This is a genomic window from Streptomyces sp. NPDC041068, assembly GCF_040647455.1.
GTDB lineage: Bacteria > Actinomycetota > Actinomycetes > Streptomycetales > Streptomycetaceae > Streptomyces.
The window spans coordinates 426,624-439,800 of the sequence record NZ_JBEZCG010000006.1 but is presented as its reverse complement, the minus strand read 5'-3'; the positions used below and the strand labels follow the sequence as shown (position 1 = coordinate 439,800).

11 protein-coding genes are annotated in these 13,177 nt (G+C 72.4%); 7 read left to right on the top strand and 4 right to left on the bottom strand.

Annotation, left to right across the window (positions count from 1 at the left end):
- Window positions 1-200 precede the first annotated feature (200 nt).
- Together aceE and AB0B50_RS16750 are read left to right on the top strand one after the other, a co-directional pair.
- Entirely contained in the window at window positions 201-2,906 is a 2,706-nt protein-coding gene (aceE, locus tag AB0B50_RS16755) for a pyruvate dehydrogenase (acetyl-transferring), homodimeric type (protein WP_362331397.1), read from the top strand.
- A gap of 81 nt (window positions 2,907-2,987) precedes the next feature.
- The gene (locus AB0B50_RS16750) at window positions 2,988-3,959 is read left to right on the top strand and encodes a YafY family protein (RefSeq protein WP_362331394.1); all 972 of its coding nucleotides are present in this window, start codon (window positions 2,988-2,990) and stop codon (window positions 3,957-3,959) included.
- A gap of 68 nt (window positions 3,960-4,027) precedes the next feature.
- Here the strand turns inward: AB0B50_RS16750 and AB0B50_RS16745 are convergent, their stop codons facing one another.
- Window positions 4,028-4,984 (bottom strand): SDR family oxidoreductase, encoded by a 957-nt coding sequence (locus AB0B50_RS16745; protein ID WP_362331391.1) that lies wholly within the window; start codon window positions 4,982-4,984, stop codon window positions 4,028-4,030.
- A gap of 134 nt (window positions 4,985-5,118) precedes the next feature.
- Here AB0B50_RS16745 and AB0B50_RS16740 point away from each other — a divergent pair, with 134 nt between their 5' ends.
- Window positions 5,119-5,640, top strand: a complete 522-nt coding sequence (locus tag AB0B50_RS16740) for a DUF4240 domain-containing protein (protein WP_362331692.1) — start codon at window positions 5,119-5,121, stop codon at window positions 5,638-5,640.
- A gap of 128 nt (window positions 5,641-5,768) precedes the next feature.
- A complete protein-coding gene (locus AB0B50_RS16735) occupies window positions 5,769-6,785 on the top strand; it encodes an alpha/beta fold hydrolase (protein ID WP_362331389.1) in 1,017 nt (338 codons plus the stop codon).
- Window positions 6,786-6,795: 10 nt separating this feature from the next.
- Here the strand turns inward: AB0B50_RS16735 and AB0B50_RS16730 are convergent, their stop codons facing one another.
- Entirely contained in the window at window positions 6,796-7,590 is a 795-nt protein-coding gene (locus AB0B50_RS16730; protein ID WP_362331689.1) for an SDR family oxidoreductase, read from the bottom strand.
- 140 nt (window positions 7,591-7,730) lie between these two features.
- On the opposite strand from AB0B50_RS16730, the gene AB0B50_RS16725 reads away from it, so the two are divergent.
- Complete coding sequence (locus AB0B50_RS16725) at window positions 7,731-8,381, top strand: TetR family transcriptional regulator (protein WP_362331386.1); 651 nt, start codon at window positions 7,731-7,733, stop codon at window positions 8,379-8,381.
- Window positions 8,382-8,520: 139 nt separating this feature from the next.
- Here the strand turns inward: AB0B50_RS16725 and AB0B50_RS16720 are convergent, their stop codons facing one another.
- Both AB0B50_RS16720 and AB0B50_RS16715 read right to left on the bottom strand, forming a co-directional pair.
- On the bottom strand, window positions 8,521-9,666 hold the full coding sequence (locus AB0B50_RS16720; RefSeq protein WP_362331686.1) for a PP2C family protein-serine/threonine phosphatase: 1,146 nt from the start codon (window positions 9,664-9,666) through the stop codon (window positions 8,521-8,523).
- A gap of 147 nt (window positions 9,667-9,813) precedes the next feature.
- Window positions 9,814-10,302: a GNAT family N-acetyltransferase gene (locus AB0B50_RS16715; RefSeq protein ID WP_362331383.1), complete on the bottom strand. Its 489-nt coding sequence runs from the start codon at window positions 10,300-10,302 to the stop codon at window positions 9,814-9,816.
- A 110-nt stretch (window positions 10,303-10,412) separates the two neighbouring features.
- Between AB0B50_RS16715 and AB0B50_RS16710 the strand changes: the two genes are divergently transcribed.
- Together AB0B50_RS16710 and AB0B50_RS16705 are read left to right on the top strand one after the other, a co-directional pair.
- Window positions 10,413-11,318 carry a TIGR01777 family oxidoreductase gene (locus AB0B50_RS16710; RefSeq protein WP_362331380.1) on the top strand — a complete coding sequence of 302 codons (906 nt, stop codon included), beginning with the start codon at window positions 10,413-10,415 and terminating at the stop codon, window positions 11,316-11,318.
- Window positions 11,319-11,717: 399 nt separating this feature from the next.
- Complete coding sequence (locus tag AB0B50_RS16705; protein WP_362331377.1) at window positions 11,718-13,082, top strand: NAD(P)/FAD-dependent oxidoreductase; 1,365 nt, start codon at window positions 11,718-11,720, stop codon at window positions 13,080-13,082.
- The last annotated feature ends 95 nt before the right edge of the window (window positions 13,083-13,177 follow it).

Sequence of the window (13,177 nt, the reverse complement as noted above, 5' to 3'; positions counted from 1 at the left end):
CCGACTTTCTCGATCTGGAGAAGTTTTTCCCTCAACGCTTTGATCGATCATCGATCACGGGCTTACAGTCGACGACGGCCCTGTGGCCGAGTCACACACACGATTCCGCACCAGAGCCACACGCCCTGTCCTGCCAAGACACCGGGCACCCCCACCCCTTACCGAACAGGGGACCCCCTCCGACTCAGGAAGGCGGCGCAATGACCGACCCCTCCGCAATCCAGCCGAGCGAGCTCGACCAGCTCCCGGACCGCGACCCCGAGGAGACCGCCGAATGGCAGGCCTCCCTGGACGCCGTTACCGAGGCGGCCGGGCCGCACCGTGCCGCGTACTTGATGCGCCGCACGCTGGAGCGCGCCGAGGGCGCGGGCCTGGCGCTGCCCAAGCTCCTCGAGACCGACTACGTCAACACCATCCCCACCTCCGCCGAGCCGGCCATTGACGGCGACGAGGAGATGGAGCGGAAGATCACGGCCTGGAACCGCTGGAACGCGGCCGCCATGGTCACCCGCGGCTCCAAGTACGGCGTCGGCGGCCACATCGCGACCTTCGCGTCCGCGGCCTGGCTGTACGAGACCGGCTTCAACCACTTCTTCAAGGGCAAGGAATCCCCGGAGGCCCCCGGCTCCGGCGACCAGCTCTACATCCAGGGCCACGCCTCCCCCGGCATCTACGCCCGCGCCTTCCTCGACGGCCGTCTGGACGAGGCGCAGCTCGACAACTTCCGCCAGGAGGCCGGCGGCAACGGCCTGCCCTCCTACCCGCACCCGCGCCGCCTGCCCTGGCTGTGGGAGTTCCCGACCGTCTCCATGGGGCTCGGCCCGCTCTCCGCGATCTACCAGGCGCGCTTCAACCGGTACCTCACCAACCGCGGCATCAAGGACGTCTCCGCCTCGCACGTGTGGGCGTTCCTCGGTGACGGCGAGATGGACGAGCCCGAGTCGACGGCGGCCCTCGCCCTGGCGAGCCGCGAGGGTCTGGACAACCTGACCTTCGTCATCAACTGCAACCTGCAGCGCCTGGACGGCCCGGTCCGCGCCAACTTCAAGATCGTGCAGGAGCTGGAGGCCCAGTTCCGCGGCGCCGGCTGGAACGTCGTGAAGTCGCTGTGGGGCAACGCCTGGGACGAGCTGTTCCAGCTCGACACCACCGGCGCCCTGATCCGCCGCATCCGCGAGGTGCCGGACGCGCAGGTGCAGACGTACCAGACGCGCGACGCCGCCTACATCCGCGAGGACTTCTTCGGCAAGGACCCGGCGCTCGTCGAGATGGCGAAGCTGCTCTCGGACGACAAGATCCTGGAGTGCTTCCACCTCTCGCGCGGTGGCCACGAGCCGCGCAAGGTCTACGCCGCGTACAAGGCCGCCCTGGAGCACAAGGGCGCCCCGACCGTGATCCTGGCGCAGACCGTCAAGGGCTTCACCCTGGGTGAGGGCTTCGCGTCGAAGAACGCGAACCACCAGATGAAGAAGCTCACGACGGACGAGTTCAAGAACATGCGTGACCTTCTCGAACTCCCCATCAGTGACAGCCAGTTCGTCGACGGCGTGGTGCCCTACGGCCACCCCGGCGCCGACTCCCCCGAGGTCCGCTACCTCCAGGAGCGCCGCGCGGCCCTCGGCGGCCCGGCCCCGGCCCGTCGCACGCAGCCGCTGCCCGCGCTGCCGCAGGCCGCCGACAAGGCGTTCGCCTCCTTCGACAAGGGCTCCGGCTCGCAGTCGGTGGCGACGACCATGGCGTTCGTACGCCTGGTCAAGGACCTCGTACGCGACAAGGAGACCGGCAAGCGCTGGGTGCCGATCGTCCCCGACGAGGCGCGCACCTTCGGCATGGAGTCGCTCTTCCCCTCGCTCGGCATCTACTCGCCCAAGGGCCAGACGTACGAGCCGGTCGACCGCGACCAGCTGATGTACTACAAGGAGGCCAAGAACGGCCAGATCCTCAACGAGGGGATCACCGAGGCCGGTTCGATGGCGGACTTCATCGCCGCGTCGTCGTCCTACGCGACGCACGGCGAAGCGATGATCCCCTTCTACATCTTCTACTCGATGTTCGGCTGGCAGCGCACGGCCGACCAGATGTGGCAGCTCGGCGACCAGCTCGGCCGCGGCTTCCTCATCGGCGCCACGGCGGGCCGTACGACGCTGACGGGTGAGGGTCTGCAGCACGCGGACGGTCACTCGCCGGTGATCGCCGCGACGAACCCCGCCGCGCTCTCGTACGACCCCGCGTTCGCCTACGAGATCGCCGCGATCGTCAAGGACGGTCTGCGCCGCATGTACGGCGAGGCCGCCCCGGGCGAGGACCCGAACGTCTTCTACTACCTCACCGTCTACAACGAGCCGATGCCGCAGCCCGCGAAGCCCGCGGGTGTGGACGAGGGCATCATCAAGGGCCTGTACCGCTTCAACACGGCCGAGACCGCCGGGCTCGCGCCCGCGGCCAACGCCGCGCGGATCCAGCTCATCGGCTCGGGCACGGCGATCCACTGGACCCTCGAGGCCCAGAAGCTGCTCGCCGAGGAGTGGGGCGTGGCCGCCGACGTGTGGTCCGCGACGTCCTGGACCGAGCTGCGGCGCGACGCCCTGGAGGCGGACGAGGCGCTGCTGCGCGGCGAGGAGCGCACCCCGTACGTGCGCCAGGCGCTCGACGGCGCGAAGGGCCCCGTGCTCGCCGTCTCCGACTACATGCGCCAGGTCCCCGACCAGATCGCGCAGTGGGTCGAACAGGACTACTCCTCGCTCGGCGCGGACGGCTTCGGCCTCTCCGACACGCGTGAGGCGGCACGCCGTCACTTCGGCGTCGACGCCCAGTCGATCGTGGTCGCCGCGCTGGCACAGCTGGCCCGCCGCGGCGAGGTTCCCGCCTCCGCGGTGAAGGAGGCTCGGGCCAAGTACGGCCTGTAGGTCTTCGGTTCGACATGAGTGCGGGTCCCTGCCGGTGGCAGGGACCCGCACTCATGTGTCCGCACCGGCATCATGGGGTCCATGCGCGCTGCCCGCCTCATCAAAATGGTTCTGCTGCTTCAGGCACGGCCCTCCATGACCGCCGCCGAGCTCGCCGCCGAGCTCGAAGTGTCCGAGCGGACCATCACGCGCGACGCGCAGGCGCTGTCGGAGGCGGGCGTTCCCGTCTACGCCGACCGGGGGCGCACCGGCGGGTACCGTCTGATCGGCGGATACCGCACCCGTCTCACCGGGCTCGGCCGCAGCGAGGCCGAGGCGCTGTTCCTGTCCGGAGTGCCGGGCGCGCTGCGGGAGATGGGCCTGGAGGACGCCGCCTCCGCCGCCCGTCTGAAGGTGTCGGCGGCGCTCATGCCCTCCCTGCGGGACGCCTCGCAGAACGCCTCGCAGCGGTTCCATCTGGACGCGCCCGGCTGGTTCAAGGAGACGCCCGCGCCCGCACTGCTTCCCGCCGTCGCGGACGCGGTGTGGGACGACCGCCGGGTCACGGCCCGCTACCGCCGTCAGGAGGCGGAGGTGGAGCGGGAGTTGGAGCCGTACGGGCTCGTGCTCAAGGCCGGCGTCTGGTACCTGTGCGCGCGGGTCCCGGACGCGGGGTCGTACCGCGTGTACCGCATCGACCGGTTCACCGCGGTCGTATCCGGCGAGGAACGCTTCGTGCGCGACGAGGAGTTCGATCTGCCGGGCTTCTGGGAGGAGCGTGCGGCGCAGTTCGCGCGGGCGATCCTCAAGTCCGAGGTCGTGGTGCGGCTCTCGGAGGCGGGGATGCGCAGACTGCCGTACGCCACCGATGCCGTGTCCGTGCGTGAGGTGTTGGAGTCGGCGGGCGAGCCCGACGCGACGGGCAAGGTGACGCTCACCCTGCCCGTCGAGAACGAGGACGTGGCCTATACGCAGCTCATGGAGCTCGGCCCGGAGGTGGAGGTGCTGGAGCCCCTGAGCCTGCGCGAACGCTTCGCGGAGGCCTCGGCGCGGATGGCGGAGCTCTATCGGTAGCCGGTGATGTCGAAGGTCACCGGTAGCCGATGACGTCGGCGGTCACCGGTAGCCGATGACGTCGGCGGTCACCGGTAGCCGGTGACGTCGGCGGTCTTGCTCTGCTGGTCGACCTCGGTGATGTAGCGCCAGGCGTCGGGCCGCGAGCCGTCCACGTCCGTGAAGCCGTACTCCTTGGCGAGTCCGCCGCTGGAGAGCGACTTGCCGTTGTGGCGGGCCACTTCGGGGTCGGCGGCGAGCGCGACAAGGGCACGGCCCACGAACGTCGGCGTCTCGGAGATCGCGAAGTGCGGGTTCTGCTTGCGGCCGTCGAGCCAGTTCTCCTCGGTCACCTTGAAGTAGGTGTCGAGCATGGCCTCCGAACGCAGCCAGCCGGGAGTCAGGCAGAGCGCTGTACAGCCGAACTCCTCGACCTCCTGGGCGAGGTCGCGCGCCATGCGCAGCGGGGCCGCCTTGGCGAGGTCGTAGTAGAACGGCTTGCGGTAGTTGGGGCCGTTGTACTCCTCGGTTCCGTCGGTGACCTCCACAACGAGGCCGCCGGGGTTCCTGATCAGCAGCGGCAGCGCGTACCGGCTGGTGACGATGTGGGTCTCGATGCCGAGGCGCAGGATGCGCATCCCCTTGTCGAGGTCGTGCTCCCACATCTTCTTGTCCCACTCGACGTGGACGTCGCCGCCCCAGATGTCGTTGACGAGGATGTCCAGGCGGCCCTGCTCGCGGTCGACGCGCTCGACGAGGGCCTCGACCTGCTCGGGCTCCAGGTGGTCGGTGGGCACGGCGATGCCCTTGCCTCCCGCGGCGTCCACCAGCTCGGCCGTGCCCTCGATGGTCTCGGTGGTGCGGCCGATCTCGCTGGTGTGCTCGCGGGTGGTCCGCCCCGTCACGTACACGGTGGCTCCGGCGCGGCCGAGCTCCACGGCCATGGCGCGGCCCGCGCCGCGGGTGGCGCCCGCGACAAGGGCGATCTTTCCGGTGAGGGGCTGCGGGGTATCCGGCTGCGAGGTATCCGGCTGTGTGGTGTTCATGTGGTTGAGGCTGCCACCGAATGCCGACATCTTCTGTCGGTCTTTCCAAGGGCATGTGCACGCATAACGAGACAGCCGCATTCCGGCGCACTCCGCGTGCGCCCCCACTCCGCAGGACCGATGCTTGACCCGTGATGGACGAGACGGAGTTCTGGGAGATCGTGGACAGTACTCGTGAGGCCGCCGGCGGCGACCCCGAGGACCACGCCGAGCTGCTCGTCGAGAGACTGCTGCAGTCCGATCCGGACTCCGTCATCGACTTCGCCCGTCACTTCGAGTCCCGCTACAACCGCGCCTACCGCTGGGACCTGTGGGGCGCCGCCTGGGTGCTGCTCGGCGGCGCGAGCGACGACGCCTTCGACTACTTCCGGTGCTGGCTGATCGGCCAGGGCAGGGAGGTCTTCGAGGGCGCGGTGCACGATCCCGACGCCCTCGCCGACCTCCTGGACGACTTCGACGAGGAGCTCGACGGGGACGGCGAGGAGCTCGGCTACGCGGCGGACGAGGCGTACGAGCAGCTCACCGGTGTCGTCGCCCCCGATCTCGGCATCCCGCCCGCGCCGCCGGAGCCGGAGGGCACACCGATCGACTTCGAGGACGACGCGGTGATGGCGCAGCGGTATCCGAAGCTGTGGGACCGCTTCATGGTGGACTGAACGGTTCACCGAGCGGTTCACTGACCGGTTCGCCACGGTTCTCGGACGGCTCAAGGGGCGGTACGGGGGCGCGCCGGCGCGGGAAACGTGAGGCACCGATGATCCCGTCGAGCCTCCCAGGAGACCCCGTGTCCCGCTCCTCCCGCACCCTCCGCTCCTCCCGCGCCTTTCTCGTCCGTACGTTGCTCACCGCGCTGGCCGTCACCGCGGCCGCTGTGGGCCCCGCCGCGGCGCAGCCCATGCCCGCCGCCGACCCGATCCCCGCGGCGCGGAAGCTGGCGACCCCGAACATGAGGGCGTTCGGCGTCAACGACTGGTCCTGCAGGCCCGGCTCCGGCCACCCGCGCCCGCTCGTCCTGGTGCACGGCACCTTGGAGTCCGGACAGATGTGGAAGAAGGCCGCCCCGGTCTACAAGGCCGCGGGGTACTGCGTCTTCGCCCTCGACTACGGCAGGACCGGCGGCGCGCTGAGCCTCGTGGCGGGCGGTGTGGGCCGGGTCGCCGACTCCGCCAAGCAGCTCGGGGTGTTCGTGGAAGGGGTCCTCGCCGCCACCGGCGCCGGTCAGGTGGACGTCGTCGGGCACTCGCAGGGCGGGATGATGCCCCGCCAGTACATGAAGTTCGAGGGCGGCGCGAAGAAGGTCCACACGCTGGTCGGGATCTCGCCGTCCAACCACGGCACGCGCTCGGAGTTCCTGGACTCGCTGTTCAAGGACGACTGGGGTCTCGCCGCCCTCCTGGCACCGATCGCCGCCCTGCTGCCCACCGGGGACATCCTCGACCTCCCCTGCCCCGCCTGCACGGACCAGATGGCGGGCTCGAAGTTCCTGACGCGGCTGGGCGAAGGCGGCGACACCCTGCCCGGCGTGACGTACCAGGTGATCGCCAGCAAGTACGACACCGTGGTCACCCCGCCCCGGGAGCAGTTCCTGCAGGGCGACAAGGTCAGCAACGTCTACCTGCAGGACGTCTGCCCCGACAACCGGTCCGGGCACCAGCGCACCGCGACGGACCCGCTGGCCACCCGCATCGCGCTGAACGCCCTGGACCCCGCACACGCGGTCAAGCCGTCCTGCCTCGGCCCACTCGGCTCCCTGCTCACCTCGGTCCTCGGCCTGCCGTCCGCCCTGCTGGGGCTCGGCTAGCCGCAGCGGCTCAGAAGTGGGTGCCGCCGTCGACGCGGACCTCGGTGCCGGTGATGAAGCGGCCGTCGTCCGAGGCGAGCATCGCGACGACGGAGGCGACGGTCTCCGGGCCCGCGAAGCCCTGGCCGAGGGCGGGGGCGAGCTTCACGAACAGGCTCATGTCGGCGTCCTCGGGCAGTCCGGGGCCGACGCTCTGGCGGCTCGCGCCGGAGCCGTCGGTCATGCCCGAGGAGATGGAGCCGGGCTGCACGGCGGTGAAGCGGATGCCCTGCTTGCCGTACTCGCTCGCGAGGGCGTGCGTCATGGACTGGATGCCGCCCTTGCTCGCCGCGTACGCCGCCATGTACGGGTGGGCGAACATCGCGGACGTGGAGCTGAAGTTGACCACGGCCGGGCCGTTGCCCCGGAGCAGCGCCGGGATCGCCTCGCGGATCATCAGGAACGTGCCGGTGAGGTTGACGGCGATGACCTGGTTGAAGGCGTCGAGGGTGGTCTCGTGGGTGTGCGAGGAGCGCAGGATGCCCGCGGCGTTCACCAGGACGTCCAGGCCTCCGAGCGCCTCGACGGCCGCGGCGACGCCCGCGCGGACCGAGGTCTCGTCGGCGATGTTCACGGCGACGGTGGTGAGGCGCTCCGCATCGGCGCCGGCCTTGGCGACGGTGTCCTTGAGGCCGTCCTCGCTGACGTCGGCGGCGACGACCCTGCCGCCCTCGGCCAGCATGCGCAGCACGGTGGCCTGGCCGATGCCGGAGCCGCCACCGGTGACCAGGGCGCGGCGCCCCTCGTAACGGTTCAGGGGCTGCATGGCGCTCTTGGCGTTCATGGCGTTCTCCCACTCACTCTCGCAATGGTTCTGCTTGCGCATTACACGTTACGCCCGGATGGCACGTTGTGCCACATCGGCCAGACGTGCCTATCTGGCTCGCGCGGCGTAGGCTTCGGCCGGTGAGCACCCAGCCGTCCACCCCGCCCCTCTCCCTCACGGAGCGCCGCAAGCTGGCCACCCAGCTGGAGATCGCGCACGCCGCGGCCGAGCTCTTCACCGCGCACGGGCCCGACGGCACCACGGCCGAGGCCATCGCGGGCCGGGCCGGGGTCGCGCTGCGCACCTTTTACCGGTACTTCCGCAACAAGCAGGACGCGGTGGGCCCGCTGCTCGCCGTCGGCGGCGAGCGCTGGCGCGCGCTCCTCGCCGCGAGCGAACCGGGCGCGGACCTTCCCGAGGCCCTGCGGGGCGCGATCTCCGAGGCGCTCGCCGCGCCGGACGAGGCCGCCGCGGACGGGCTGCGCCAGGCCCGCGGGCTGCTGCGCGCCGCCGTGGACGACCCGGCGCTGCGGGCCGTCTGGTACCGCGTGAACCAGGAGTCCGAGGAGAAGCTGCGCCCCGTCGTCGCGGAGCTCGCGGGCGAGGGCGCGAGCCCTCTGGAGGTCCGCCTCGCGGCGGCAGCGGCGACGGACGCGATCCGGATCGCCCTGGAGACCTGGTCGGAGACGGACGCGGACGTCACGGGCCCCGGGTCGCCCGCGGACCTCGCGGTGCGGTGCCTGCGGGAGCTCATGGGCGGGATGGGGCTGTTGACCCGGCCGCGGGGCTGACCGGCCGTCCCGCAAGGGGTTCACACGGGGCCCTGCTCCAGTCCCGGGTCCGGTCCCGGCTCCTGCCTCGGCTCCCGCTCCGGGGCCGGCCCCGGCTCCCGCGCCCGCTCCCGCTCCCGCTCCGAGCCCAGCCACGGGCTCAGCTCCAGTCCCGGCCCAGCTCCAGTTCCGGCCCCGGCCCCGGATCCCGTACGAACACCATCATCGTCACGTCGTCCCGCACCCTCCCCGCATGGCGCTTCACGTCCTGCCAGATCCGTGCCGTGAGCTCCACGGGGTCGTCCAGGAGCGACGTGTCCGCCTTGGCCAGCGCGCTGAGCCGTTCGGGCAGCGGATAGAACGCGCCGGACGCGTCCCGCGCCTCGCTCACCCCGTCGGTCAGGGCGAGCAGCAGGTCCCCGGCGAGCAGCGGCACCGTCAGCTGCTCGGGCGGCGCGACGCCCGCGATGCCGAGCCCCAGCGGCGCGCCCGGCGCCATCGCGAGCTCGGTGACCTCGGCGCCGCGCAGGAGCAGGGGCGGCGGGTGGCCGCAGGAGACGACGCGTACGGCGGAGAAGTCGTCGGGGAACTCCAGGAGCACCGCCGTCGCGAACAGCTCGGCGTGCTCGTCCTCCGCGGAGTCCACGACGAGCCTGCGGTCGAGGCGGGCCGCGACGCCGTCCAGGTCGGGCTGGTCGAGGACCGCCTCGCGGAACGCGCCGAGCAGCGAGGCGACGGTGCCGACGGCGGCGAGCCCGTGGCCCTGCACGTCACCGACCAGCGCGCGCGTCCCGCACGGTCCCCTGCGTACGTCGAAGAAGTCGCCGCCGACCAGCGTGCCGCGCTGCGCGGCCTGGTAGAGACCCGCGCAGCGCACCGTCCCCACCTTCTCGGGAAGCGGCGGGAGCACGGCGAGCTGGGCGGCCTCCGCGACGGTGCGCACCGTCACGAGCTGGGCGTCGCGGCGGCTGCGCAACCAGGAGAACAGCACGCTGAGCAACGCCACGAAGGCGACCGTCGCCGCATCGCTCTCGCCGGGTCTGTCGAGCCCGAAGCCCGGCAGGGCGATCAGCGCGATGCAGGCGCCGCCGAAGATCGCGGTGGCGGCGGGCCCGTAGGCCAGGGCGGCGAGCGGCGGGACGGCGGCGAGCAGGAAGCCGAGGTCGACCGGCTTCGGCGTGGCCAGCTGGACGACGCAGATCAGGGCGAGCAGCACGGGCGGCGCACCGCGCACCCAGTGGGGCGGCGGCGCACCGCGCAGCCAGCCCCACTCCTCCTGGTCCCGACGACTGGCCGCGGCCCTGATCACCGGTGCGCTCCTTCCCGCGTACGTCTTCACGCTCCTACGCGCGCGTGGCGGGCGCACCCCGGGCCGGTCCGGCGGGTGCGTCCACGCCGAGCCTTCGCCGCGCCCGCGTCGAGTCCGCGTCGAGTCCGCGTCGAGAGGCATGCCTCAGAGAAGGCGGCCCATGAGGACGTCGTCGACGTACGCCCCGTCCAGCAGGAACTCGCCGGGCAGTACGCCCTCGATGACGAAGCCCTCCGCTTCGTAGAGCTTGCGGGCCGGGGTGTTGTGCCCGAGGACCCGCAGCGTGATGCGGAGCGCGCCCTGGCGGCGGGCCTCGTCCATGGCGGCCCTGATCAGCCGCTTGCCGACGCCGTGGCCCCGCGCCTCCTCGGCGACGACGAAGCCCTGGATCTGGCGCACGTGCGCGTTGACGAGCAGGGGGGTGGGGAAGCCGAGCTTCACATAGCCGATGATCCGGCCGTCCCGCTCGGCGACCAGGTGGTCGCGAGGGCCGAAGCGGTCGTTGAAGAAGGGCTCGAAGGGGGGTTCGGGACGGGGCTGGACCGCGTGCAGCGTGGACCACGTGGCGCGGTCGAGACGGGCGAGCGCGTCGTCGTCCTCGGGCAGTGCGGTGCGTATGTGCATGTCCGGCATGGCGCCACTGTACGGCGGGCGGGCCGCGCGCCACCGCGGCTTCAGGGGCAGCGCCGCCACGGGCTTCCGGGACCGGTCCGCCGCCCGCCGATTCGCGGCAGGATGGGGCCATGGAAACCACACAGTCCCGCGTCGCCGTGGCCGGTGCCTCCGGGCTCATCGGCACGGCGCTCACGCGGTCCCTCGCCGCCGACGGGTACGACGTGGTGCGGCTTGTGCGCAGGGCGCCCCGCGCCGAGGACGAGGTGCGCTGGGACCCCAAGGAGGGATACGTCGACACGGCCGGGCTCGCGGGCTGCTCCGCGGTCGTCAACCTCGCGGGCGCGGGCATCGGCGACCACCGCTGGACGGCCGCCTACAAGCGGGAGCTCAGGGACAGCAGGGTCCTCGGCACCACCGCGCTCGTCACGGCCATGACCTCGCTCGACGAACCGCCGCGGGTCTTCGTGAACGCCGGCGCGATCGGCTACTACGGAGACACGGGCTCGCGCGCGGTGGACGAGAGCGCGCCCGCCGGTGAGGGCTTCCTGCCGTCGCTCTGCGTCGAGTGGGAAGAGGCCGCGGCCCCCGCGCGGGAGGCCGGCATCCGCACCGTCCTCGCCCGCAACGGCCTGGTGGTGGGCCGCGAGGGCGGAGCCTGGGGGCGCCTCTTCCCGCTCTTCAAGGCGGGGCTCGGCGGGCGCCTCGGCAACGGCCGGCAGTACTGGAGCTACATCGCCCTGCACGACGAGGTGGCCGCCCTGCGGCACCTCATCGACACGGAGTCGCTGTCGGGCCCGTTCAACCTCACGGCGCCCGATCCGCTCACCAACCGGGAGGTGACGGCCGCGATGGGACGGGTGCTGCGCCGGCCCACGCTCCTGCCGGCGCCCTCTCCCGCTTTGCGCGTGGTGCTCGGCGAGATGGCCGGGGACGTGCTCGGCAGCCAACGGGTGCTGCCGACCCGGCTCCTGGAGTCCGGCTTCGCCTTCGCGTTCCCCGGCATCGACGAGGCGATCCGGGCGGCGCTGCGGTAACCGAGGCGGGAGCCGGGGGAACTCGGCGGTACCGGAGGGGACTTGGCGGGCCTTTGCGGGCCCCGGTGAGCCTTCACGGGAATGGACGGGGACGGGTCGGCAAGGCTCGGGGAAGCGGAGCGAAGAGCTCGGGACAGCGGAGCAAAGAACTCGGGGAAGCGGAGCGAAGGCTCGGGGAAGCGGAGCGAAGAGCTCGCGGGGGCGTCGCGGCATGGCTCACGGGGACGTCACCGCAGGGCTCACGGGAGCGGGCCGTGCGACCGGCGTGCGACCGTGCCCGGTGCATGCGCGACTGCCCCGGACCGGAACCGCTCCTACCCTCGTCCCGAACTCGGGTATTCCCGAGCCCTGTCGGGGGGCATCAGGACCCCACAAGCCGCGCGACCTCGGGAGGGGCACGTGCCAGAGCCTGCGCACCATGCGGACGTCGTCATCGTGGGAGCCGGGGCCGCGGGGCTCTCGGCAGCGCATCGGCTGACCAGCGCCGGTGTAACGACCGTTGTCCTGGAAGCCGCCCCTTACGTCGGCGGTCGGATGTCGACCGAGAAAGTCGACGGGTTCCGCCTCGACAGGATCGGGCAGCTCCTCACCACCTCGTATCCGGAACTGCGCCGCACACCGGGGCTCGACTCGCTCGTCCTGCGCCCCTTCGCGCCCGGCCTCCTGGTGCACAGCGAGGGACGGCACCATCGCGCCGCGGAGCCCCTGCCCGGACGGAGCGCGAGGGGCGCACTCACAGCAGCACGCGCCCTGGCGAGCGCCCCCCTCGGGCCGCGGGCCGCACGGACCTCCGCGAGGACCGCCCCCGGCACGGCACCCCGCACCGCACCGCTGGGCAACGCCCTCGACCAGGCCCGGCTCGGCGCCGCCCTCGCCCGGCTGGCCGCGACCCCCGTCCGGCGCCTTCTGGCCCGCCCCGAACTCCCGGCCGGGGACGCCCTGTTCGCCCGCGGACTGCCCTCCCGCACCATCAACGGCTTTCTGCGCCCCCTGCTCTCCGCGCTGCTCTGCGACCCCGGCCTGACCACCTCCAGCCGGTGCGCGGACCTCGCCCTGCACGCCTTCGCGAGCGGCCGCCTCTGCCTGCCGCAGGGCGGCGCCGAGGTCCTGCCCGAGCTCCTCGCCGCGGCCCTGCCGCCCGGCACGGTCCACACCGGCGTCCGCGTCACCTCGGTCTCCACGACCTCCGTCACCACCGCCGAGCACGGCGAAATCCCTTGCCGCGCCGTCCTGTTGGCCACCGACGCCCGCGCCGCGGCGGAACTGCTCCCCGGCCTGCGCGTGCCGCCGTTCCACGAGGTGACGGTCGTCCACCACGCCGCGCCCGAGCCGCCGCTCGACGGGCCCGCGCTGCTCCTCGACGCCGACCGGGCGGGGCCCGTCGCCCACACCGCGGTCGTCAGCCAGGTCGACCCGTCGCGCGCCCCCGCGGGCCGCGTCCTGGTCTCCTCCACGGTCCTCGGGCCGCCGCCCGACGAGCACACCGTCCTCGCCCACCTCGCGACCCTGTACGGCACCGCCACCCACCGCTGGGAACTCCTCGCCGTCCACCACACCCGCGAGGCCGTGCCCGCCATGCCGCCCCCGCACGATCTGCGCCGCCCCGTGCGGCTGCTCTCGGGGCTCTACGTCTGCGGGGACCACCGGGACACCAGCACGGTCCAGGGCGCCCTGCACTCGGGGCGGCGCGCGGCCCACGCCGTCCTCACCGACTTCGGCATCGCCCCCTCGTACGTCCAGGAGACACTGCCCGCTGCGGCCTGACCCATCCGACCTCTCGTCCAGCTCCCCCGGAAGCCCCCGCGCCCCCCACGCGGGGGCTTCTCCCTGCGCGCACGCGTCCCGATACCCCACCAAAC

Coding starts and splice junctions, on each gene's coding strand:
- aceE (WP_362331397.1), top strand. CDS start 201: ATGACCGACCCCTCCGCAATCCAGCCGAGCGAGCTCGACCAGCTCCCG.
- AB0B50_RS16750 (WP_362331394.1), top strand. CDS start 2,988: ATGCGCGCTGCCCGCCTCATCAAAATGGTTCTGCTGCTTCAGGCACGG.
- AB0B50_RS16745 (WP_362331391.1), bottom strand. CDS start 4,984: ATGAACACCACACAGCCGGATACCTCGCAGCCGGATACCCCGCAGCCC.
- AB0B50_RS16740 (WP_362331692.1), top strand. CDS start 5,119: ATGGACGAGACGGAGTTCTGGGAGATCGTGGACAGTACTCGTGAGGCC.
- AB0B50_RS16730 (WP_362331689.1), bottom strand. CDS start 7,590: ATGCAGCCCCTGAACCGTTACGAGGGGCGCCGCGCCCTGGTCACCGGT.
- AB0B50_RS16715 (WP_362331383.1), bottom strand. CDS start 10,302: ATGCCGGACATGCACATACGCACCGCACTGCCCGAGGACGACGACGCG.
- AB0B50_RS16710 (WP_362331380.1), top strand. CDS start 10,413: ATGGAAACCACACAGTCCCGCGTCGCCGTGGCCGGTGCCTCCGGGCTC.